Annotated in this window: 15 protein-coding genes and 5 pseudogenes; 9 read left to right on the plus strand and 11 right to left on the minus strand. The window is 66.7% G+C overall.

Annotated elements, in window-relative coordinates:
* Positions 1–31: 31 nt before the first annotated feature.
* Positions 32–2,486, minus strand: a pseudogene (iniR, locus tag CKW46_RS05355) (isoniazid response ATPase/transcriptional regulator IniR).
* Positions 2,487–2,689: 203 nt separating this feature from the next.
* On the opposite strand from iniR, the gene CKW46_RS05360 reads away from it, so the two are divergent.
* Complete coding sequence (locus CKW46_RS05360; RefSeq protein WP_117435809.1) at positions 2,690–3,229, plus strand: Rv0340 family IniB-related protein; 540 nt, start codon at positions 2,690–2,692, stop codon at positions 3,227–3,229.
* A 284-nt stretch (positions 3,230–3,513) separates the two neighbouring features.
* Positions 3,514–3,684, plus strand: a pseudogene (locus tag CKW46_RS05365) (IniB N-terminal domain-containing protein); the annotation flags it as partial.
* A 410-nt stretch (positions 3,685–4,094) separates the two neighbouring features.
* On the opposite strand, the gene CKW46_RS05370 reads toward CKW46_RS05365, so the two are convergent.
* Both CKW46_RS05370 and CKW46_RS05375 read right to left on the minus strand, forming a co-directional pair.
* A complete protein-coding gene (locus tag CKW46_RS05370; protein ID WP_499018885.1) occupies positions 4,095–5,843 on the minus strand; it encodes a hypothetical protein in 1,749 nt (582 codons plus the stop codon).
* Positions 5,844–5,846: 3 nt separating this feature from the next.
* A complete protein-coding gene (locus CKW46_RS05375) occupies positions 5,847–6,335 on the minus strand; it encodes a hypothetical protein (protein ID WP_482053368.1) in 489 nt (162 codons plus the stop codon).
* On the opposite strand from CKW46_RS05375, the gene CKW46_RS05380 reads away from it, so the two are divergent.
* The 3 genes and pseudogenes from CKW46_RS05380 (at position 6,327) to iniC (ending at position 10,215) form a co-directional block, all read left to right on the plus strand.
* Positions 6,327–6,794 (plus strand): hypothetical protein, encoded by a 468-nt coding sequence (locus CKW46_RS05380; protein WP_096371888.1) that lies wholly within the window; start codon positions 6,327–6,329, stop codon positions 6,792–6,794. The two genes, CKW46_RS05375 and CKW46_RS05380, sit on opposite strands and share 9 nt — an antisense overlap.
* Before the next feature lie 100 nt (positions 6,795–6,894).
* Positions 6,895–8,736: an isoniazid-induced dynamin-like GTPase IniA gene (gene iniA, locus CKW46_RS05385; protein ID WP_482052932.1), complete on the plus strand. Its 1,842-nt coding sequence runs from the start codon at positions 6,895–6,897 to the stop codon at positions 8,734–8,736.
* Positions 8,733–10,215 (plus strand): annotated as a pseudogene (gene iniC, locus CKW46_RS05390) (isoniazid-induced dynamin-like GTPase IniC). The gene iniA and the pseudogene iniC overlap by 4 nt, the downstream one beginning before the upstream one ends.
* A 4-nt stretch (positions 10,216–10,219) precedes the next feature.
* Here iniC and CKW46_RS05395 read toward each other — a convergent pair.
* Positions 10,220–12,037: an Hsp70 family protein gene (locus CKW46_RS05395; protein ID WP_482052933.1), complete on the minus strand. Its 1,818-nt coding sequence runs from the start codon at positions 12,035–12,037 to the stop codon at positions 10,220–10,222.
* A 119-nt stretch (positions 12,038–12,156) separates the two neighbouring features.
* Between CKW46_RS05395 and CKW46_RS05400 the strand changes: the two genes are divergently transcribed.
* On the plus strand, positions 12,157–12,549 hold the full coding sequence (locus tag CKW46_RS05400; protein ID WP_499018891.1) for a hypothetical protein: 393 nt from the start codon (positions 12,157–12,159) through the stop codon (positions 12,547–12,549).
* A 190-nt stretch (positions 12,550–12,739) separates the two neighbouring features.
* Here the strand turns inward: CKW46_RS05400 and CKW46_RS05405 are convergent.
* The 5 genes and pseudogenes from CKW46_RS05405 to CKW46_RS05425 form a co-directional block, all read right to left on the minus strand.
* Positions 12,740–13,320, minus strand: a pseudogene (locus CKW46_RS05405) (hypothetical protein).
* Positions 13,321–13,356: 36 nt separating this feature from the next.
* On the minus strand, positions 13,357–13,920 hold the full coding sequence (locus CKW46_RS05410; protein ID WP_011738891.1) for a hypothetical protein: 564 nt from the start codon (positions 13,918–13,920) through the stop codon (positions 13,357–13,359).
* Between the two features lie 91 nt (positions 13,921–14,011).
* Complete coding sequence (locus CKW46_RS05415; protein WP_117435803.1) at positions 14,012–14,488, minus strand: (2Fe-2S)-binding protein; 477 nt, start codon at positions 14,486–14,488, stop codon at positions 14,012–14,014.
* A complete protein-coding gene (locus tag CKW46_RS05420) occupies positions 14,481–15,368 on the minus strand; it encodes an FAD binding domain-containing protein (protein ID WP_015354334.1) in 888 nt (295 codons plus the stop codon). Before CKW46_RS05420 ends, CKW46_RS05415 begins: the two co-directional genes overlap by 8 nt.
* Positions 15,365–17,692 carry a xanthine dehydrogenase family protein molybdopterin-binding subunit gene (locus CKW46_RS05425; protein ID WP_015354335.1) on the minus strand — a complete coding sequence of 776 codons (2,328 nt, stop codon included), beginning with the start codon at positions 17,690–17,692 and terminating at the stop codon, positions 15,365–15,367. The genes CKW46_RS05420 and CKW46_RS05425 overlap by 4 nt, the downstream gene beginning before the upstream one ends.
* 159 nt (positions 17,693–17,851) lie before the next feature.
* Between CKW46_RS05425 and CKW46_RS05430 the strand changes: the two genes are divergently transcribed.
* Positions 17,852–18,400, plus strand: coding sequence for a nucleotidyltransferase family protein (locus CKW46_RS05430; RefSeq protein WP_015354336.1), 549 nt, complete (start codon positions 17,852–17,854; stop codon positions 18,398–18,400).
* A gap of 15 nt (positions 18,401–18,415) precedes the next feature.
* Here the strand turns inward: CKW46_RS05430 and CKW46_RS05435 are convergent, their stop codons facing one another.
* Both CKW46_RS05435 and CKW46_RS05440 read right to left on the minus strand, forming a co-directional pair.
* Positions 18,416–18,793 (minus strand): PE family protein, encoded by a 378-nt coding sequence (locus tag CKW46_RS05435; RefSeq protein WP_117435799.1) that lies wholly within the window; start codon positions 18,791–18,793, stop codon positions 18,416–18,418.
* Positions 18,794–18,989: 196 nt separating this feature from the next.
* Positions 18,990–20,452 (minus strand): annotated as a pseudogene (locus CKW46_RS05440) (amino acid permease).
* Between the two features lie 342 nt (positions 20,453–20,794).
* On the opposite strand from CKW46_RS05440, the gene dnaK reads away from it, so the two are divergent.
* Both dnaK and grpE read left to right on the plus strand, forming a co-directional pair.
* Positions 20,795–22,663, plus strand: a complete 1,869-nt coding sequence (dnaK, locus tag CKW46_RS05445) for a molecular chaperone DnaK (RefSeq protein WP_482052936.1) — start codon at positions 20,795–20,797, stop codon at positions 22,661–22,663.
* The gene (gene grpE, locus CKW46_RS05450) at positions 22,660–23,313 is read left to right on the plus strand and encodes a nucleotide exchange factor GrpE (protein WP_012392597.1); all 654 of its coding nucleotides are present in this window, start codon (positions 22,660–22,662) and stop codon (positions 23,311–23,313) included. The genes dnaK and grpE overlap by 4 nt, the downstream gene beginning before the upstream one ends.
* Positions 23,314–23,324 lie beyond the last annotated feature (11 nt).

Raw genomic sequence — 23,324 nt, forward strand, 5'->3', positions numbered from 1 at the left:
CTAGGCTCGCTCGCTTTAGGACATTTTTGTCTCAGCCCGGTGCCGTCAACATCGCCCGCAGCATCGACAACATCTCCGAGCGAGAGCCCGCGCCGAGGCGACGACGGATCCGCGCGACGTGGTGTTCAACCGTCTTCGCGGAGATGAACAGCTGGGCGCCGATGTCGCGGTAAGGCATGCCCAACAGCAGTAGCTCGGCGACTTCACGTTCGCGATCGGATAGAGGGGATCCGGCCGGTGGCTGGCGGGGTGCGGGCGCCGCATCGGCGACCGGTTCCGCATCGGTGAGATCGTCAAAGCCGCTGGCCAGCTTCAGGTCTCGAGCCAGTTGCAACATGGCTCCAGAGACCCGGGCATCGGGCGTCTGCAGGGCGGCTTGACCGGCCAGCCTGGTCGCGTCAGACGTCAGTCCCACGCCCGACAATGACCGGGCGGCGACGGTGACCTCCTCGACATCCACCTGGTCGGCCAGCACTCGCAGCCACGTCCGTCCGGCGACCGACAGGGCATGCGCCAGAGCGTTCTCGGCAGCGGCCGCGCCAAGCGCCTGTCCGTGTGGTGCAACAGCACCTGGCGAGTTGGCCAGGATTCCCGCATGCACCCCGGCCCAATGAAGTGAGTTTGACCACAAGACCGGGTTGCCAAGTGAATTCAGCAGCGAAAAGGCCTGATCCAAAGTGTGTTGAAGCTGGTCCACCTGGCGATTACGGGCGGCCGCTACCCACAATTCGCCCAACGGCAGCAATGCGAACAGGTCGAGGGAATACTCGCCGAGCACCTCCATGGCCGCATTCCAATGCTTTTGCAGTGCACCGGCATCACCACTGCGGCGTGCGATCGCGGTTTCAAGTGCCGCGGCCCACAGTGCGTCGCGTCGATGCATTGGTGCACCGGAGCAAGCCGCGGTGACATCAGCACTGGCCGACGGGAGTTGCCCCTCTTGCATCTTGATCCAGCCGGATAGCCGCAGGTGGCGCTGATGGAACACCTGGTCGGTTCCGGAGCGCACCGCACGCCCGATCACGCTGCGTGCGCGGACCGGATCACCGCCATGAATCGCGGCCAACGTCACCAGCGCGGCCGGGCTGTCGGGGATTGCCTCGGTGATCGGTTGGTCCGCCGCGATGGCCTGCCCCAGCTTCGCCATGGCCACCGGATATGGCTGATCCATGGTCAGCAGCAGTCCGTCGGCAAGACCGCGCGCGGCCCGCGCCGCCATGGTCGGCGGGCCGGTGTCCTTCACGTCTAGCGCGGCGCGGGCGGTCTCCAGATCACCCACCGCAGCGAGCACGATCGCCGCTGACGAACCAACGACCGCATCCGGGTAGGGGCCCCAACCACCCGAACAGCTCGGCCGCTTGACCCGCGTTGCCCTCATGGGTCGCCACGCTGGCCGCGATCCGCACCGCCGCGGCGCGTTGCGCGGAATCCGCGGAGCCAAGCAGCTCGTCGGCCAACGCCGCCGCGCCCGCACAGTCGCCGGTGCGGGCCAGCGCATCGGCCAATTGGGATTTCAGTTCTGTTGCGCCGGCACTGACGGCCGCCCGGTAGAGCCGCGCCGTCTGCGCGGGTTCACCGCGCGCGGCCGAGGCGTATCCGGCGAGGGCGGTCGCCAATCGCTCACCGTGCAGCCCGTGCTCGGGCAGCCGCAGCGCGAGATCTTGCGACATCGGCGAGATGTCGAGTTGTGATCGCAGCAGGGAGGTCTCGACCTCATGGTGGTGTGTGTTGCCGACGATGTGTACGACCGCCTCATGTACCAGCCGCAGGAAGGCGGGCGGATGTGACGGCTCGACCAGTCCGCTGGCGTGCACACGATCGACGAGCTGACGCGCTTCCGAGGTGGACACGCCAAGCGCGGCGGCCACGTCAGTGGTTCCCGATTCCTGGGTCAACGACATGATGAGCAGCGCATCCAGGGTGGGTTCGTCGAGTCGGCGCAACCGCTCGATGAGGGCAAACCTGGCCGCCGGTACCGGGGAGTCGGTCTCGCGGGATACCGCCTCGACCAAGAACGGCATACCCGCGGTGCTATCCCGAAGTTGGTCGGCGACCGGCAACGGACCCAGCGATATCTGAGGTCGTTCGCGTTCTATGGTCGTCGCGAGCGCACGCAGCGTGGGGTGTTGCGGATAAAGCTGTGTGCCCACCACCACGGTGGCCTGGGGATCTGCGGCCCACTCGGCCAGGCGCAGTAGTTCGTCCTCGGTGAGTAGGTGGGCGTCGTCGACCACGAGCGCCGCCTCGGAGGGTTCGCAGTCCTTGGTGGGATGGGTACGGACGGTAACCCCGGTGCGGCGCAGGGCGTCGCGGACGGTGCCCAGCACGGTTGTCTTGCCGGTCCCGATGCCGCCGCCGATCAACGCCTTCACCGGGGTCGCGCCGCCGCTTGCGAGTTCATCGATCAGCCCGCGTGCGGGAGCGGGAACCGCGGCCGAGTTAGGGGGCGCCGACGTGTCGTCGCGCGAAGCGTGGCCCTCGGACACCCCATCTCGCTCTCCCCGGGCATCACTTGCGGGTGACAGCGGATTTCTGGCCATACTGTTTCTTGCCCCGGAACCCCAAAATCCCCTAACGCGCCACCCCCTAATGGGGTCGCGGGATACGCGGGTTGGACACCGAACACATTGGTGGCATCACCGGATAGCATCGTCCCCGACGCGGAAAATGTGCGATTTGGAGGCGCGAGATGGCTAACTCGTTGCTCGATTTCGTCATCGCGCTGGTGCGTGACCCCGCGGCGGCCGCACGGTATGCGGCCAACCCCGCGCAGGCTATCGCCGATGCCCACCTTACGGACGTGACCAGCGCCGACGTCAACAATCTGATCCCGATGGTGTCGGATTCACTGTCCATGGCCGGCCCGAGCGGGGCGATTGCCGGGGCACAACCTGCCGATCACGGCAACGTTTGGGCGAGCGGTGCGGCGGCGGCCGCGCTGGACTCGTTCTCGCCGCATGTTGCCGGGGCGGTCGTCCCACAGCACCAACCGTCGGGCGGCGTGATCAACGAACCAACACCCGTCGCCTCCGGTGAAGTAACCGCCGATCCGCATCCCGTAGCGTTCGAACCCCATCAGCCATCAGTGCTGTTCACGGGTGCTGAGACGCCCGACCCGACCTTTGACCACGGCGTCCTGCCGGCGGCTGATCCGGCTATCTGGGATCACCCAGTCGATCACCTGCATGTCACCGAGCCCGATCACCACGGCTTCGGCATCCACGGGTGAACTCCGTTCGCTAGTGATCTAGCTAGCCGCCTCTTGCGGCCCGTCATTGGTATGTGACGTGCAGAAATGCTGGTTTTTTTTGGGGGCGGTTCCCGCATGCGCATTGGGGGTGCTCAATTTCCCCTAATCCCCTAATGGGGTGGCCCGGTCGATCCCGGTGGGTACTCGTTGGGCTGGGGGATCTGGCCCCGATTTCGAGGAAGGGCCAAATCCATAGCGTTTATGGCAGAGCGCCGGTCGTTTCGGCGAACAACTTCACACATTCGATTGAAGGGACAATGAAGATGACCTCGCTTGTCGACTACATCCTGAGCCTGTTTCGCAGCGAAGACGCGGCACGGTCGTTCATCGCATCTCCCGGGCAGGCCATGACCAACGCCGGACTGGTCAACGTGTCTCCGGTGGAGATCTCGTCGGCCGCGGCCAATGCGCTGCCATTTCTTAACCTTGGTGCTGGGGACCCGATTGGGGGATTGCAGCAAGCGGTGGCGGACCAATACGGGCTTGCGCCGGCCTCGGAGGTGGGCGCCGCGTCGAGCTACGTTGCTCAAGATGCGGGTGCTGTCGTTGCTCAAGACGCTGCCGCGGTCGTGAGTGACGCGGGAGTCGCTGCGGCTGATGCGGGCTTTGCCGGTGCAGACATCGGTGCCTCGGTGGCGAATGTCGTTGCGGCCGACATTGGGGCAGGCCTGGCCAGCGGGCTGACAAGCGGTCTGGGAGCTGGGTTGTGGAGCCAGAGTGGCCTCGGGTGGCAGACCGGTGTCGGCGGAGTTGTTCCGGGCCTTGCTTACACGCAGGCAACCGGAGACTTCGGCGGCCAGGTTGGGCTTGCCAGCCAGGTCGGCCTGGGCTTCGGGGCCGGTATTCAGGCCGGGTTCGGTGCGCAAGCCAGTGCCGGTCTCGGGCTCGGGTTCGGCGCCCAGACCGGCCTGGGCGCACAAACCGGCCTGGGCATCGGAGCCGGTTTTGAGGGGGATTTGCCGGTCAGGCTGGCGCCGGTTTGGGCCTTGGGATCGGCGCGCAAACGGGTCTGGGAGTGGGCCTTGGCGGTCAGACCGCTGTCGGTGGTGGGCTCGGACTTGGACTCGGCGGCGGGTTGGGTGGTCAGGCTGGGCTTGGTCTCGGCGGCGGGTTCGGCGGCGCTGGTGAGTTTGGTCTGGGCGGTGGATTTGTGAGCCAGGCTGGGTTTGACGCGCAGCTGGGCGCTCAGGCCGGCGCCACGGTTGGCGCCGGGATCGGCGGCAATGCTGGTCTTGATGTTGGTGGCGCGCTCGGCGGTCAGGCCGGGCTTGGTTTGGGGGGTGGGTTTGTGAGCCAGGCTGGGTTTGACGGGCAGCTGGGTGGTCAGGCTGGCGTCGGTGTTGGTGGCCAGGCCGGTGGTGCGGTCGGCGGTAGCGCTGGCGGTGCGATCGGCGGTGGTTTCGGTGGTGGAGCTGGCGTGGGTGGTCAGGCTGGGCTTGGTTTGGGGGGTGGGTTTGTGAGCCAGGCTGGGTTTGACGGGCAGCTGGGTGGTCAGGCTGGCGTCGGTGTTGGTGGCCAGGCCGGTGGTGCGGTCGGCGGTAGCGCTGGCGGTGCGATCGGCGGTGGTTTCGGTGGTGGAGCTGGCGTGGGTGGTCAGGCTGGGCTTGGTTTGGGGGGTGGGTTTGTGAGCCAGGCTGGGTTTGACGCGCAGCTGGGCGCTCAGGCTGGCGTCGGTGTTGGTGCCGGTGTTGGTGGCCAGGCTGGTGGTGCGGTCGGCGGCAGTGCTGGTGGTGCGATCGGCGGTGGCTTCGGTGGTGGGGCTGGCGTGGGTGGTCAGGCTGGCGGTAGTGCTGGTGGTGCGATTGGCGGTGGCTTCGGTGGTGGGGCTGGCGTGGGTGGTCAGGCTGGCGTCGGTGTTGGTGCCGGTGTTGGTGCCGGTGTTGGTGGCCAGGCCGGTGGTGCGGTCGGCGGTAGTGCTGGTGGTGCGATCGGCGGTGGCTTCGGTGGTGGGGCTGGCGTGGGTGGTCAGGCTGGCGCCGCTGTTGGCGGTAGCGCCGGCGGTGCGGTTGGCGCAGGTGCGGGCTTTGGAAGCCGCGTCGTTGGCAATGGCCAGGTTGGCGCCGGTGGCCAGGTAGGCGGTGGCATCGCGGGCCAAGCGGGCGGCGGCATCGCTGGCCAGGCAGGTGGCGGCATTGCTGGTCAGGCCGGTCTTGCTGGTCAGGCGGGTCTTGCTGGTCAGGCGGGTCTTGCTGGTCAGGCGGGTCTTGCTGGTCAGGCGGGCATCGCCAGTCAGGCAGGTCTTGCTGGTCAAGCCGGTCTTGCCGGTCAGGCGGGCATTGCCAGTCAGGCAGGTCTTGCTGGTCAAGCGGGCATCGCTAGCCAGGCCGGTATCGCCAGTCAGGCCGGTATCGCCAGTCAGGCAGGTCTTGCTGCCGGTGGTTCGGCAGGTATCGCTAGCCAGGCCGGTCTGGGTATTGGTGGCCAGGCGGCGCTGGGTGGGCAAGCGGGTGCCGCGGTCGGTGGCGGGCTTGCCGGCGTGGGCAACATCAGCGGCCTGACCGGCATCGGTGGCAACGCATCGCTGGGAGCCACCGGTCAAGCCGGATTGATTGCCAGCGAAGGCGCCGCGCTCAATGGTGCTGCCACCCCACATGTTTCAGGCCCGTTGGGCGGTGTGGGAGTTGGCGATCAGGCCGGCGCAGCCGGCGGTGCGGGCTTGGGCCTCGGGGCTGGCAGCCGGGGCAGCATCCTGAGTGGTGACAGCACCACCTTGGGCGGGCATCCCAATCCGCAGCCCGCCGCCCTGGGCGCAGCCGGTGGTACGGGCATAGGGGCCCATTCCGGTGCGGGCGGCGGAATGGCCGCCGGGCTGGGCGGCAGCGTCGCGGGCGGTGCAGGCGCCGAGGCGGCTGGCGGATTTGGTGGCGGTACCCACATTGGCGGCCAGGCCGGGCTGGGTGGCAGCGCGGCGGGCGGCGCGGGAACGGAGCTGGGTGGCACGGCGGGTAGCCCGGGAGCCGGAATGGGCGCCGGAGTTGGCGGTGGCACACACGCTGGCGGCCAGGTAGGCCTCGGTGGCGGGAGCACCGCTGGCGGCCAGGCCGGCCTCGGTGGCGGGAGCACCGCGGGTGGATCGGTGGGCCATGGAGACATCCTTGGCCAGGAAGGCACCACCCTCGGGGGCAACGGCGGCGTCAGCGGCGGGATCCCGCCGGTAGAGCACGGGCCGACCATCCCTACCGGTCAAGGGCCCGTCATCCAGGGCGGCGGGGGTGCCGGAGCCGGGGCCGGCGGTCAGGTGAGCCCACCGTCGGGCAACGGTCCCGTCATCCAGAGCCCGGGCGCCGGTGCCGGTCACGGTGGCGCGAACCCGCCGGTGATCAATGCGCCCGCGCCGCACGTCGCGACGCCGACGCCGGCGCACACTCCGCCGGTTGAGCACGCACCGGTGGTGACACCGCAACCGCACGTGCCGGCCGAACAGCCGGCGCATCACGAGCCGCCGAGCCCCTCGGTGTTCGGTCACGAGCCTCCGGTGACCCACACACCGCCGGTGCATGTCGATCCGCCGTCACACGGTCCGGTTGACCCGCACGGGTTCTGAGCCGTAATCGCGAAACCGGCGGGGACCTTCGTGGTCCCCGCCGGTTTATGCGCATACCGTGATCTGAAATACACAGCGACCGAGAAAGTGGGGCAATGCGGTGACCCAACCCGATGACCCGCGTCGGGTCGGCGTGATTGTCGAACTCATCGACCACACCATCGCGATCGCAGAACTCAACGAGCGCAATGACCTGGTGGGGCGTTTGCGCCGTGCTCGCCAGCGGATCACCGATCCACAGATCCGTGTGGTGATCGCTGGGCAGCTCAAACAGGGCAAGAGCCAACTGCTCAACGCTCTGCTCAACCTGCCCGTGGCGCGAGTGGGAGATGACGAGGCCACCGTGGTGGTCACGGTGGTCAGCTACAGCCCGCAGCCCTCGACCCGGATCATCGTGGCCGCCGGGCCCAATGGCGAAACCACCTCGATCGACGTCCCAGTCGACGACATCAACACCGACTTGCGCCGGGCGCCGCAGGCGGGTGGCCGCGAAGTCCTGCGGGTCGAGATCGGCGCACCCAGCCCGCTGCTGCAAGGCGGGTTGGCTTTCATCGATACCCCTGGCGTCGGCGGCCACGGGCAGCCCCATCTGTCTGCGACTCTGGGGCTGTTGCCAGACGCTGACGCCATGTTGATGGTCAGTGACGCCAGCCAAGAATTCACCGAACCGGAGATGTGGTTTCTGCGAAAGGCGCATCAGCTCTGTCCGGCCGGGGTGGTGGTTGCGACCAAGACCGACCTCTATCCGCACTGGCGCGAGATCGTCAACACCAATGCCGCGCACCTGCAGCGCGCTCGGGTGCCAATGCCGATCATTCCCGTCTCGTCGCTATTGCGCAGTCATGCGGTCACGCTCAACGACAAGGAACTCAACGAGGAATCCAACTTCCCGGCGATCGTCAAATTCCTCAGCGAAAAGGTGCTCTCCCGTGAAACCGACCGGGTGCGCGATGAGGTGCTGCGCGAAATACGTTCGGCTGCCGAGCAATTAACGATCTCCGTGGACTCCGAGCTGGCGGTCATCAACGATCCCGCACTGCGGGACAGGTTGGCGGGCGACCTGGAGCGCCGCAAGCGCGAAGCCAACGATGCCTTGCAGCAGACCGCACTGTGGCAGCAGGTGCTCAACGACGGATTCACCGACCTGAGTACCGATGTGGATCATGATCTGCGGGCCCGGTTCCGTGCCGTTACCGAAGACGCTGAGCGTCAGATAGATTCCTGCGATCCGACCCTGCACTGGGCGGAGATCGGCACCGATGTGGAGAACGCGATCGCCACCGCCGTCGGCGACAACTTCGTCTGGGCATATCAGCGCGGCGAGGCATTGGCCGACGACGTTGCCAGGTCTTTCGCCGACGCCGGTCTGGACTCGGTGCTGTCCCCGGAACTGAGCAAGCGGGCCATGGGGGCCGAGTTCGGTCAGCTCAAGGCCCCCGCCCAACTGGAAGCCAAGCCGGCCGGCAAGGCCCAGAAAGTGGTGACCGGCTTGCGGGGTTCCTACGGCGGCGTCGTGATGATCGGCATGTTGTCCTCGGTGGCTGGGCTGGGTCTGTTCAATCCCGTGTCAGTGGGGGCCGGGTTGATACTCGGCCGGATGGCCTACAAGGAAGACCGTGAAAATCGGCTGCTGCGCGCGCGTGCTGAGGCCAAGACCAACGTGCGGCGCTTCGTCGACGATGTCTCGTTCGTGGTTGGCAAGGAATCGCGCGACCGTCTCAAGATGATCCAGCGGACCCTGCGTGACCACTACCGCGAAATCGCGAACGAGATCACTCGGTCGTTGAACGAATCGCTGCAGGCCACGGTCACCGCCTCGCACTTGGAAGAAGCCGAGCGCGACAACAGGGTTCGCGAACTCGAGCGACAGCGCAACATCCTCGGCCAGGTCACCGACAACCTGCTGAAATTGAGCCCCCGGGCGAACCTAGGACGAGCGTGAGCACCAGCGATCGGGTCCGCGCAATTCTGGGCGGAACCATTCAGGCCTACCGTGGTGAGCCGGCCTACCGCCAGCGCGCGGACGTCTTCTACGAACTCGACCGCATTGGTGCCCGGCTGAGCGAACCGATCCGCATCGCGCTGGCCGGCACCCTCAAGGCGGGCAAATCCACGCTCGTCAACGCGTTGGTCGGCGACGATATCGCGCCGACGGACGCCACCGAGGCCACCCGTATCGTCACCGGGTTCCGGCACGGCCCGACTCCCAGGGTGACGGCCAACCACCGTGGCGGGCGCCGCGTCAACGTGCCCATCACCCACCGGGATGGTCTCAGCTTCGATCTGCGCCGGCTCAACCCGGCCGAGATCGCGGATTTGGACGTCGAATGGCCAGCAGAAGAACTCGTCAATACCACGATCATCGACACCCCCCGGAACGTCGTCGCTGAACCGGGATACCTCCGAACGCACGTTGCGGCTGTTGGTGCCCGCGGACGGGGTGCCCAGGGTGGATGCCGTGGTCTTCCTGCTGCGAACCCTCAACGCCGCGGATATCGCGCTGCTCAAACAGATTGGCGGCTTGGTGGGGGACTCGGCGGAAGCGCTGGGCATCATTGGGGTCGCCTCACGGGCCGATGAGATCGGTGCGGGCCGGATCGATGCCATGTCCTCGGCCCAAGACGTGGCGAAGCGATTCACCGCCGAGCTGAGTCAGACGGGCATCTGTCAGGCCGTGGTGCCGGTATCCGGACTGCTCGCGCTCACCGCACGCACGCTGCGCCAGAGTGAATTCGCGGCGCTGAAGAAGCTGGCCGGCGCCGACAGCACCGAACTCAACAAGGCACTGCTCAGCGTGGATCGCTTTGTCCGGCCGGATAGTCCGTTGCCGGTGGACGCGGGCACCCGCGCGCAGCTGTTGGAGCGGTTTGGCATGTTCGGAATTCGTATCTCGATCGCCGGCCTGGCGGCGGGGATCGCGGATTCGGCTGGGCTGGCCGCCGAACTGCTCGAACGCAGTGGGCTGGTGGCCCTGCGGGAGGTGATCGATCAGCAGTTCGCGCAGCGCTCAGACATGCTCAAGGCACATACGGCGCTGGTCTCGCTGCGCCGGTTCGTGCAGGCGCACCCGGTCATGGCGACGCCGTACGTGATCGCCGATATCGATCCACTGCTGGCCGACACACACGCCTTTGAGGAACTGCGTGTGCTGAGCCTGTTGCCTTCGCAAGCAACGACATTGAATGACGAAGAACTCGTCTCGCTGCGGCGCATCATTGGCGGCTCAGGCACCAGTCCCGCCGCCCGGTTGGGGTTGGATCCGCAGCACCGGCACGACGGTCCGCGGGCCGCTTTCGCCGCGGCGCAACGCTGGCGCCGGCGTGCGGATCATCCGCTCAACGACCCATTCACCACCAGAGCCTGCCGCGCCGCGGTGCGCAGCGCCGAGGCGATGGTGGCGGAGTTCGCCGCACGCCGCTGACCGGCTAGGCCCCTGGCGCCCCGGTGGTCGGCGTGATGGGCGCGGCCGTCGTCGTCGACGGTTGTTGGGTGGTGGTCGGCGGGGCGGTGGTCGTTGGCTGCGTGGTCGTGGTTCGGGTGGTGGTCGGCTGGGTGGTCGTGGTGGTCGGGGGCGTGGTCGTGGTCGTCGTCGTGGTCGTGGTCGTTGTCGTAGTGGTGGGCTGGGTAGTCGTGGTGGTCGCCGACGGCGATGTGGTGGTCGTGGAGGGCGGCGTCGGGGTTATCACGGTCACGGTGGGGCTGCTGTTGGGCCCCAAGATCGTCGTCGTGATGGGTTCCGGTGGGGGCGCCGGAACCGTGGTGTTGACCGGCTTGTTGTTGGACGTGCCCAGCGTCAGCCCCAACACCACCGCGACCAAGATGGCTAGCCCGGCCGCGGCCAGGCTGAACACCACCGCCGCGCGTTTGTACCACGGCAAGGGGGCGGCTTCGGCGTAGCGGTCCTGATCGGGGTAGTCGCAGCGGGGCGCGTAGTCGGTGGCTGGCTCCCGGCCGTATTCGCCGGTGGCGTCGGGGCCGGTGTAGGGCACCGGTTCGTTGCCGGTGTCCGCGTCCTGGGACCAGGCGAGGGCTCGATATGTCGCCGATTTGGCGTTGTCAGATGCGGATTCGGAGGCCGCCGCACTGCCGGCCTGGTTCGCCCACGCTGTGGGCGAGACCTCGGTCATGGCGCCGATCGTGCCGGCGGCGCCGACAATGTTGGTTGGCATGTCGACCGCGGGCCCGGCGCCGGTGGGAGCACCGGCCGACGATTGATCTTGGCCGAGCATCGCCGCGCCGATGGCCGCGCTGAATATCGGTTGTGCCGTGGTGAATACGGGTACCTGCAGGCGTTCCGACAGCCGGTTGCCGATCAGCGGGATGGCAGCGCCTCCGCCCACGGCCGCCACCGCGGCCAGGCTGGGCCGTGGCACTCCGCTGCGCTGCAGCATGTCTTCGACCGAGCCGATGAATCGGTCCAGGGGTTGGGTGATGAGCTGTTCAAGCTCGTTGCGGGAAAACCTGATATCGGCACCCGGCTGCCCCGCCGCACCCGTTGCGATGGTGGCCACCGGCGCCGCCGACAGGTGTTCTTTGGCGAACCGGCACCCGCCGAGCAGAAGCGTGACCGACCCCATGCTGGTCGCCGTACCGGAAACCTCGGCGCTGTCGATACCGGGGGTGACCGTCAGGAGATGACTCAAGATGAGTTGGTCGATCTCGTCGCCGGAGAACTCCCGGTACCGGAGGGTCGGGCCGATCTGCTGAAGACTCGAACCAACTTGGGCCAGCGTTACGCTGGTGCCGCCGGCGCCGAAATCGCACAGCGCCACCACGCCGCTGGCCGGGAATCCCGGTGTGGGCCGCAGCGCTGCCAGTGCGGCCGCCGCATCCGAGACCACCGCCGCAGCAACACCGTTGGGCGCCAAGGCCGGCTCGGTCAGCAACGCCCCGCGCAACGCGCCAAGTTGAGCCCCCGACCAATACGCGGGTGCGGCGATTGTGACCGGCGAACCGTAGCCGACCGTGCGCGCCAACGCGCTCAGGGCTTGCACGGCCAGCGCCTCGCCGAGGTATTTGGTGCCGTCGGCCGCGATCAGCGGCGACTGGTCCCCAACTCGTTCGACGAATCCCCGTAGCACTAGGCCAGCGCCGGCGAGACCGGGGTTTTCCTCTGGCAGACCGACTTCGGCCGCTTGGTGCTGAAATAGATGCAACACCGATGCACGTCGCAGCGGGGCGCCGCCTGCCCGGGTAGCGACCAGGTTGGCCACCCCGATCGACAGCCCGAGCGACTCGCTCATATCCCACACCCCTGTGTCCCTTGTCTTTGCCAGCGATCGCTGGCCGCTGGCCGTTCCCCACCATAACCGCCGCCGATGCGGCGAAATCGGCTCACAGGCCCGGCGGCAAATTGATCACGGTGGGTATCGACGGCGTGAGCTGCGAAGGGAAAGTTGGCATCGCTCCGGGGGACATCGGGTTTGTCGTGGTCGTCGTGGTGGTGGTCGGCGTCGTGGTGGTGGTTGTCGTCGTGGTGGTGGTTGTGGTGGTTGTGGTGGTCGTGGTGGTTGTCGTCGTGGTGGTGGTTGTGGTGGTCGTCTTGGTCGGCGCCGTGGTGGTGGTCGGCGTCGTGGTGGTCATGGTGGCGGTCACCGTCTTGGTTACCGACGCGGGGGTGGGGCGACCATGGGCAAGCTGGATGATGCCGAAAATGATCAGCCCGATCAGGACCGCGATCAACACGCCCCAACCCGCCAACGCCAGGGGCTTGCGCCACCCCGGGGTGGGTTCGGGCGGTGGCTGTTGGCCGTAGCCGCCACCTTGGTCGCCGTAGCCGTAGTTGCCGTACGCGGTTGGATCACCGGCGCCGTAGTCCGGCGGATCGTGCCTTGCCACGGCCGCTGATGGTAGCCGCTGCGGTCAGCCCGACCCCGCAGCAACGCGGTTCGTTACCGGACGGTAGCTCAATTGCGTCTCTAGCCGGTCGGCCTGGGCATTGACGGCTAGGGCAGGTGGGGCGGCAGGGTGATCGTCGTCGGCACTCCCGGGATGGTGATCACAGACGGCAGCGGCGGCAGATGCGGGAAGCGATGCGTCGGGGGATGCGTGGGTTGTTGGGGTGGCGGCTGGACCCGGGGGTAGTGGCCGGCGCGACCGTCGTCGTCGTGGTGGTCGGCGGGGTTGTGGTGGCCGTCTCGGCGGTGGTGGTCGACGTGGTGGTGGAAGGCGTCGTCGTGCTCGGGTTGCCGGTGCCCTGCCGGTCGCTGATCAGCTCGATGATGCCGTAGACGATCAGCGCGATCGGGATCATGACCAGCAGTGCCCAGCCGGTCAGCGTCACCGGATTGCGATACCACGGCTTGGGCTCGGCCTCCGGCTTCTCCTGGTCGTAGCCCTCAGCGGATGCGAACTGCTCGGACGGATTGGGTGAATCGGGGCCCGGCGGGGCCTGCGGGGGTGGCCCGGACTGCGGGCCGGCCGGCCGCGACGGTGGGGCACCGGCCGGCGGCCTTCCGCCCGCTGGGTAGCCGCCGTATTGGGTCGGTTGGCTGTGGAAGTCGTCAGGTGGGCCGTAGCGTGCCACGGAACCGATGGTACTGACGCCGCGGCGCCAGTCAGGTCAGAACGTCTCTACCTTGTCGATGCTGACGAACATGCCGTGCCCGGTGCCGTTGTTCTGGAAGCGGGTGCCGTCGGTGGTGGCGGTGATGATCCAGCCTTGCGCGTCATAGGTCTTGTAGTCGATGGTGACGGTCGGGATCGCGCCGAGGTTGCCCAGCACCCACTGCACGTTGCCGGCCGAGGTGATGTGCACACCGTTGGCGTGCTCCCCGTCCTTGATAGGGGAATTGGTGAACGGCGCTTCGCAGCCCACGCTGTCGTGGTTGATCTGGCAGCGTGTCTGGCCGGATTTGGTCTCGATGAAGACATAACCGTTGTCGTCGGGCGGCAACGGGATGGCGCCGGCGGGCGAGGTCGGGCTGGCCGGCGACGTGGGCTGGCTGGGTGACGTGCTGGTCGGCGGCGACGTCGTTGGTCGGCGCGTCGGAAAAGACGGCTCGGTTGGCCCCGCTCCCGGAGTAGCGATCGGCTTGCCGTCGATGGTGGCGTCGCACCCGGCGGCCAGCACAGCAGCAGCCGACAGGGCCAGCAGGCCCCACCGTGTTTTTTGCGGTAAACGCACGCGTTACTCCCCGAGAAATCCAGATATCAGAATTCAGATTACGCACGAGCGAACGCAAGTCACCGCAGTGACGCACCTTGGGACCAGCCCATCATTGCGACATCAGCTCCGAGGCCCGTCGGGTAGCCGCGACAATGCCCTGGTAGCCGGTGCAACGACAGAAATTCCCGGACAGGCCTTCACGTATCTGCTCGTCGGTGGGATCGGGATTGTCGCGCAACAGCGCGGTTATCGACACGACGAAACCAGGGGTGCAAAAGCCGCACTGAAGTCCATGGCACTCCCGCAAAGCCGACTGCACCGGCGAGAGCTCGCCGTCAGCTGACGCGATGCCCTCCACCGTCGTCACGTCGGCCCCGTCCGCCTGCACCGCGAACAGCAGGCACGAGCGCACGGCATCGCCTCCCACCAACACCGTGCAGGCGCCGCACGCCCCGTGCTCGCAGCCCAGATGGGTACCGGTGAGTCCGCACTTCTCCCGTAGAAAGTCGGCCAATGTCATCCGCGGTTCGACCCTGGCGGCAACGCGACTGCTGTTGACTGACAACTGGACTGATCGTTCATGCATGGGCGGTCTCCGCGTTCGCTTCCTGGACGGCCCGCGACCAGGCGCGGGCCGTCATGACCGCACCCACCTGGGCGCGGTAGGACGCTGACCCCTGCAGATCGGACGCAATGTCATCCAGGCCGGACATGGCGCTCTGGCCGATCTGCTCGGGTACCAGCTCGTCGATCGGCTTGCCGAGAACGGCCGCCTCCGCCGCCGTCGCCCGCCGAGGGGTAGGGCCCAGGCCGAGTAGCCCTATCGCGCAGCGCGATACCCGGTGCTCGTCGTCGAGTTGGACGGCGACCGCCGCGCCGGCGATCGCAAAGTCGCCGTGCCGGCGCGAGAATTCCCGCATCGCGAAGCCGGACTTGCCCGTCCAGGTGGGAAAGCGGACCCCGGTGAGCACCTCATCGGGCTCCATCGCGGTCTCCCAGAGCCCGGTGAAGAACTCCGCTGCGGGGATCTCGCGGTGTCCGCGCGGTGACAGCACCTCCATGACCGCATCGAGGGTGAGCGCCACCGTCGGGTATTCGCCCGCGGCATCGGCATGCGCGATCGAACCACCCAACGTGCCTCGGTTGCGGATCTGAAAGTGCCCGATGTAGGGGGTTGCCCGGGCTAGTAGCGGAATCGACTGGTGCACTTGGGAATTGGTCACCACCTTGCTGTCTGGAGTCCCCGCGCCGATCCACAGTTGATCGTCGCGGAGCTGGATTCCCTGCAGTTCCCCTAACCGGGAAATGTCGATGAGATGGTCGAAGAAGGCCAGGCGCATCGACAGCATTGGCACCAGGCTCTGCCCGCCAGGCAGAATCTTGGCGTCCTCACCCAATTCGGCCAGGAGGCCCACGGCTTCCTCGGCTGTATCGGGGCGGTGATAGTCGAACGACGCCGGCTTCATCGGGACGCTCCGGCCAGCAGCGAGGCCACCGATGCGGGGCTGGCCGGCAACCGGGTGACGGTCACCCCCAACGGTGCCAGGGCGTCGTTGATGGCGTTGATGACCGCAGGCGCGGAACCGATCGCCCCGCCTTCGCCGGCGCCCTTGTAGCCGCCCGGCCCCGGGCCGGGTATTTCGACGTGGCCGTACTCGATCGGTGGGACCTCGGTGGCGGTCGGCAGCAGGTAGTCGACAAACTTGGTAGCCAGGGGGTTTCCGTCGTCGTAGGCGAGGTTTTCCATCAACGCGCCACCGATGCCCTGCACCGTGCCGCCGGCGATCTGCCCCTCTACCACCGCGGGGTTGATCATCGGTCCCACGTCTTCGCTGACCACGTAGCGCAGCAACGTGACTTTGCCTGTCTGGGTATCGACTTCGCAGGTGCAGGCGTGTGTTGCGTTGGCCCAGTGAATGGGATTGGGCGACTTGAACCGAGCGGTCCCCTCCAACTCGGTCGACATCGCTGACGGCAACTGCTGCGGCGAGTAGTAGGCGGTATAGGCCAGCTCGCCAAAGGTCACCTGCCTTGCCGGATCGCCGCGCACCGCTGCTTTCGAATGCGCCAACTCCACTTCGGATTCGGCCACCTCGAGGTGGTGCGCGGCCAGCGCCACGATTTTCTCGCGCAGGATCTTTCCCGCCTCGTTGACGGCTCCGGCGGTCATCGGGCCGCTACGGGAGCCTTGGGTCCCGGCGCCGTAGGGCGTGATCGCGGTATCGCCCTGGATCGTGGCCACGTCGTCGATATCGGCGCCGAGCGCGTCGGCGGTCAACTGAATGACGGTGGTTTCCAGGCTGTTTCCGCTTGACCCGCCGTTGACGTAGACGTTGACCTTGCCGGTCGGTTCCATGCGAATTGTGGCCCCTTCGGTGGCCAGATGGCCGGTGGCGGCGCCGGTTGGCTCGATGTAGGCCGAAAGCCCGAGACCGAGGTATCGGCCGTGTGCCAGCGCCTCTCGCTGTTCGCGACGAAAGCCTTCGTAATCAAGGATTTTCACGGCCTGTTCGAACGTCTCGATCGGGGCGACGTGGTCGTAGGGCATGCCGTTGGGGTTGACGTAGGGCATTTCTTCGCGCCGCAGCAGGTTGCGCCGGCGCAGTTCGATCGGATCGATACCCATCTTGCGGGCCGCGATGTCGAGAAGGATCTCGCGCGCCAGCGTTTCGTATTGCCAGGGACCTCGGTAAGCGGCCAACCCGCTGGTGTTGGAGAAGACCGTCTTGTAGCTGAAGCTGGCTTTGGGTATCCGGTATGGCCCAGGGAAGAACATTCCGATGGCGGCCGTGGTCAACACCGGATACGGCGTCGGATACGCGCCGATGTCCATGATGAAGTCGACATCGGCCGCCTGGATGTTGCCGTCGCTGTCGAAGGCCATCCGTGCGGTGCCGTCAACGTGGCGGGCTTGCCCGGCCGACATCAGGTTTTCGCGCCGATCCTCGATCCACTTCAGCGCCCCGGGTACCTTGCGGGCCGCCAGCATGATGCACATGTCCTCGCGCATCGGGACGACCTTCTGGCCAAAGCCGCCGCCGGTATCGCGCATGATGACTCGAACCCGTTGTGCGGCAATGCCTAACAGGCGTGCGCAGAATGCCCGGAGCTCATGGGGCGTCTGGGTGGAAGCCCAGAGGGTGAGTTCTTCGGAGGCGCGCGCCCATTCGGCGACCAGCCCGCGGGTCTCGATCGGGACCGGCGCGTACATCTGTTGGTAGATGTTCTCGGTCACGACGCACGGCGATGTGGCGAAGGTCTGCTCGTCGGGTGGCGCCCCGGCCAGGCCACCCGCGACATTGTCGGGGTAGCTCTCGTGCACCAGTACATCCGACGATTGGGCTCGGGTGAAATCGGTGATCGCGGGCAGCGGTTCGTAGTCGATGTCGTCGAGCTCGATCGCATCCTCGGCGACATAGCGGCTCTCGGCGACGACCAGAGCAACCGGGTCCCCGACGAATTTCGCGTCCCGCTCGGCCAGCGGCGGTCGGGGTGTGTCCGCAACATCCCTGCCCGCGACGGCGTGCCAGGCCTCCTTGACGTCCGCGTTGAGGTCGGCCGCGGTGAATACCGCGTGCACGCCGGGTAGAGCCAGTTCCGCGGTGGTGTCGATGCCGTTGATCCGGGCGTGGGCGAAGGGGCTGCGGACGAAGCAGGCGTGCAGCATGCCGGGCCGCGAGATGTCGTCGACGAAGCTGCCGTGACCGGTCAGCAGCCGGCCGTCTTCAACGCGCGGTACGCGGGTCCCCGCGTACCGGGGTGCGGGGGCCTCTTGCATGTCCTGGGTCATGCCGCTCCGTCCGATTGTCGCCCAATGAGAAGCTCAATGTCATCATAGGAGAGTGGTGTTACCGTAGTCGATAGTCGCCATTGCGCGTGCCGCCGCAGGTTGGGGGCGCGATGACATCATGGGCGGTGTGGTGGTGATCGGAGTTGACAGTCGCCGGCGATGTGCGAGCTGACCCGCGTCGTAGCGGTGTTGCTGGCCGCGGGGGCCGGCCGGCGCTACGGGAAGCCGAAAGTTCTGGTTGAGGGTTGGCTGGAGACCGCGGTGGCCGCGCTGCGCGGCGGCGGTTGTGCCGATGTGGTGGTGGTGCTGGGCGCGGCCCCGGCGGCCGTTCCCTCGGGCGTCACCGCCGTCACCGCCCCGGATTGGCAGCAGGGCCTGAGTGCGTCGGTTCGCGCCGGCTTGGTGCAGGCCGACCGGATGAAGGCCGATTACGCCGTATTGCACGTGATCGATACACCCGATGTCGATGCGGCGGTAGTAGCACGAGTTGTTGGTCGTGCGTTGGGATCAAGTAGCGGTCTGGCGCGGGCGTACTTCGGGGATCGCCCCGGCCACCCCGTCGTTATCGCCCGCCGTCACTGGCCGGAGATACTGGCCCGCATGACCGGCGACCATGGCGCGGCCGCCTACCTGGCTGCCCGGCGAGACGTCGAAAACGTTGACTGTCTTGATCTGGCCAGCGGCAGCGACATTGACCGACCCGTCTGACCTGGTTCGTGGGCGCTAGCCGCCGCCACCGGCGGGGCTGGCGTGATTGGGGTCTGGTTGCGGGCTCGGAAGGGACGCGCGCTCGGCTTGCCGGGCCGCAAGCAGGGCGTAGAACTCGGCCTCAGCGGCTTGATACCGTTCCGCTGTGCACTTCACGGCCTGCACGAACGAGCCATGAAACTCCGCTGCATGGATGCTGAGCACCCGGTAAGCCTGGGCGCACTCGGAGAACAACGACGCAATGGCTGCCGAAACCTCATCTTCGGCGGCGGCGACCACGCTCGTGATCGCTGGCGCCGCCACCACATTGGCCGCGCCCAGCGCCGAGCCGATGCGCTCCATCTGCGTCGCCGCCCCCACCAACATCTCCGGCGTGGCAACCACAAACGACATAACGATCTCCCGTCGATCATGTCGACGAAATCACGATAGGTCGCCAGTTAGCCGATGACGCCGCGGGCGCTCGCGTTCTTGCCAAGGTCAAATATTCCCCGCGCCGTCGGTGGGCGCGGCTTCGGCGTTGCGGGGATGCCCGTGTCTACCGGCGGTGGCCACGACGGACGTGCCGGCTGGTGGAGCCCAGCGGGCATCACATGGGTAAACCGGTGTGACCACTCTCCGGCTGGGCCGGTTCGAGGGTATCGCGGGCGGCCACTTTTACCCGGTTTCGAACCAGATACCAACCGCCGACCAGCGCGGGGACACCCACCAAGATGGCGGCCAGCATCCAGCGACCGTAGGTCTCGTCGAACAGCATCAGAATCAGCACGCTCGCCAGGAAAGCCAGCGTGATCCAGCCGCTGTAGGGGGACAACGGCATCCGGAAACTCGGCCGCTGCAGCACGCCGCTGATGGTCAACCGGTGGAAGCGCAGCTGGCAGGCAACGATGGTGGCCCAGGCGGCGATCACCCCCGTCGCCGCGATGTGCAGCACGATCTCGAAGGCCTGACTGGGTTTGACGGCGTTGAGCACGATGCCCAACATGCCGATCCCGGCGGTCAGCAGGATTCCGCCGTACGGCACCCCATTCTTCGACATCGGCGCGGTGAATTTAGGGCCACTGCCGTTGATGGCCATCGATCGCAGGATCCGGCCCGTCGAATACAAGCCGGCGTTCAGGCTCGAGAGAGCGGCGGTGAGCACGACGATGTTCATCACGCTGCCCGCGCCCTCAATTCCGACCTTGGAAAAGAACGTCACGAACGGGCTGACGTGTTCGCGGTAGCCGTGTAGGGCAGCAGCAGGGCCAGCAGAACTGTCGACCCTATATAGAAAAGCCCGATGCGGAACACCACCGAGTTGATCGCACGCGGCATGATCTTCTCGGGCTCGGCCGCCTCTCCGGCGGCGGTACCGACCAATTCGATGGCGGCATAGGCGAACACCACCCCAGAAGTGACCAGCACCAGCGGCACCAGGCCGGTCGGCAAGAATCCGCCGTGGCTACGCCACAGCCCTAGCCCGGTTTCCTGACCGTCGACGTGGAAGCCTCCCGCTAGGAAGATTGACCCGATGATCAGGAATATCACCAGCGCTATCACCTTGATCAGGGCTGCCCAGAATTCCAGCTCGCCGAAGAGCTTGACCGAGATCAGGTTCATCAACAACACGCTCACCAGCGCGACCAGCGCCAATGTCCACTGCGGGACGAATTGCAGCGCTTTCCAGTAATGGCAGTAGTGGGCGATCGCGGTGGTGTCCACGACCCCCGTCATGGCCCAGTTCAGGAAGTACATCCAGCCCGCGACGAAGGCCACCTTCTCGCCGAAGAATTCGCGGGCGTAGGACACGAAAGATCCTGACGAGGGGCGGTGCAGGACGAGTTCGCCCAGGGCTCGCAGGATCAAGAAGACGAAGAAGCCGCAGATCCCGTAGACCAGGAACAAGCCGGGTCCTGCGGATGCGAGCCGACCGCCCGCGCCGAGGAAGAGTCCGGTCCCGATCGCCCCGCCGAGCGCGATCATCTGCAGCTGGCGGTTCTTGAGGGACTTGTGATAGCCCCTGTCTTCGCGGGTGAGTCTCGCGGTCGCGGCGGTGTCTAGCGGTGGCATCAAGCTCCTGCTGTCAGGGCTTCCCGGAACGCGTCGACGCGAACACCCCCAAGCAACGGATGGGTGTCAGGCTAGCGCACGATTGCGCTGATGGCCCAGCGTTAACCGGTACGGAACATTTCGCCATCTGGGCTCACTCCGACCATGCGCTGCGGCGGGCCGGATGGGGGAGTGCGTACCCCCGGGAACAAGACGCGAAGGACCGGCGTTAACATGATCGACAAGTTGAGCGAACCATACTCAACCTTGAGGTTGACAGCCTTGCTGCGGCCGGAGCAGGCTTGAGCGGGGTTTACTCAGCATAGTGCAGTAACAAGATCTACCTACTCAGGAGGAATCACTATGGCTCGTGCGGTCGGTATCGACCTCGGGACCACCAACTCCGTCGTCGCGGTTCTAGAAGGTGGCGACCCTGTCGTCGTCGCCAACTCCGAGGGCTCTAGGACGACTCCGTCCGTCGTGGCGTTCGCTCGTAACGGTGAAGTGCTGGTCGGCCAGCCCGCCAAGAACCAGGCGGTGACCAACGTCGACCGGACTATTCGCTCGGTCAAGCGCCACATGGGTGGCGACTGGTCCATCGAGATCGATGACAAGAAGTACACCGCGCCGGAGATCAGTGCCCGCGTGCTGATGAAGTTGAAGCGCGACGCCGAGGCCTACCTCGGTGAGGACATCGCCGACGCGGTGATCACCGTCCCGGCGTACTTCAACGACGCCCAGCGTCAGGCCACCAAGGATGCCGGTCAGATCGCCGGCCTCAATGTGCTGCGGATCGTCAACGAGCCGACCGCGGCCGCGCTGGCCTACGGTCTGGACAAGGGCGAGAAGGAACAGACCATCCTGGTCTTCGACCTCGGCGGTGGCACCTTCGACGTCTCCCTGCTGGAGATCGGCGAGGGTGTGGTTGAGGTGCGCGCCACCTCGGGTGACAACCACCTGGGCGGCGACGACTGGGACGACCGCGTTGTCGAGTGGCTCGTCGACAAGTTCAAGGGCACCAGCGGCATCGACCTGGCCAAGGACAAGATGGCCATGCAGCGGCTTCGGGAAGCCGCCGAGAAGGCCAAGATCGAGCTCTCGAGCTCGCAGAGCACCTCGATCAACCTGCCCTACATCACCGTTGACGCGGACAAGAACCCGCTGTTCCTCGACGAGCAGCTGACCCGCGCCGAGTTCCAGCGCATCACGCAAGACCTGCTGGACCGCACCCGCAAGCCGTTCCAGTCGGTCATCGCCGACACCGGCATCTCGGTGTCCGACATCGACCACGTGGTGCTCGTCGGCGGCTCGACCCGTATGCCGGCGGTCACCGAACTGGTCAAGGAGCTCACCGGCGGCAAGGAGCCCAACAAGGGCGTCAACCCCGATGAGGTGGTTGCCGTGGGCGCCGCGCTGCAGGCGGGTGTGCTCAAGGGTGAGGTGAAAGACGTTCTGCTGCTGGACGTCACGCCGTTGTCGCTCGGTATCGAGACCAAGGGTGGCGTGATGACCAAGCTGATCGAGCGCAACACCACGATCCCGACCAAGCGGTCGGAGACCTTCACCACCGCCGACGACAATCAGCCGTCGGTGCAGATCCAGGTGTATCAGGGTGAACGCGAGATCGCCGCGCACAACAAGCTGCTCGGGTCCTTCGAGCTGACCGGCATCCCGCCGGCCCCGCGCGGTGTGCCCCAGATCGAGGTCACCTTCGACATCGACGCCAACGGCATCGTGCACGTCACGGCCAAGGACAAGGGCACCGGCAAAGAGAACACCATCCGAATCCAGGAAGGCTCGGGCCTGTCCAAGGACGAGATCGACCGGATGATCAAGGACGCTGAGGCGCACGCCGCCGAGGACCACAAGCGTCGCGAGGAAGCCGACGTCCGCAACCAGGCCGAGACGCTGGTCTACCAGACGGAGAAGTTCGTCAAGGAACAGCGCGAAGCCGAGGGCGGGTCCAAGGTTCCCGAGGACACGCTCAACAAGGTGGATGCAGCCGTGGCGGAAGCCAAGTCGGCGCTGGCCGGCACCGACATTGCCGCAATCAAGTCGGCGATGGAGAAGCTCGGCCAGGAGTCGCAGGCGCTGGGGCAGGCCATCTACGAAGCCACCCAGGCTGACGCGGCGGCTGCAGGCGCACCCGGCGGCCAACCCGGCGGTGCCGAGCCCGGCGCCGACGACGTGGTGGACGCGGAGGTGGTCGACGACGACCAGGAGTCCAAGTGAGCGAGGGCAATCCACAGGAACAGGTAACTGTTACCGACAAGCGGCGGGTCGATCCCGAGACCGGTGAAGTCCGGCACGTCCCTCCCGGCGATACGCCGGGAGGGACGCCTCCGGCGGGCGCGGACAGTTCGGCCGCCAAAGTCGCCGAGCTGACCGCCGATCTGCAACGCGTGCAGGCTGACTTCGCCAACTACCGCAAGCGGGCGTTGCGTGATCAGCAGGCCGCCGCGGATCGGGCCAAGGCCTCGGTGGTCAGCGAATTGCTGCATGCCGTCGACGACATCGAACGGGCGCGCAAACACGGGGACCTGGATTCCGGTCCGCTCAAGGCGGTCGCCGACAAGATGATGAGTGTGTTGACCGGGCTGGGGCTCAAGTCGTTTGGCGCCGAGGGCGAGGACTTCGACCCCGTGCTCCACGAGGCCGTGCAACACGAGGGCGACGGCGGGCAGGACGCTAAACCGGTGATCGGCACCGTCATGCGTCAGGGTTACCAGCTCGGTGAGCACGTGTTGCGAAACGCGCTGGTCGCGGTCGTCGAAACGATTGCCGACGACACCTCCGAAGCGGGATCCACTCAGCAGCCGGCCGATAGCGGCGAAGCCGGGCGACCCGACACCGCCGATAACGCCGACGCCCCAGCTGAATAGGGCCCAGAATC

This window comes from Mycobacterium liflandii (genome assembly GCF_022354805.1).
In the GTDB taxonomy this organism is placed as follows: domain Bacteria; phylum Actinomycetota; class Actinomycetes; order Mycobacteriales; family Mycobacteriaceae; genus Mycobacterium; species Mycobacterium marinum.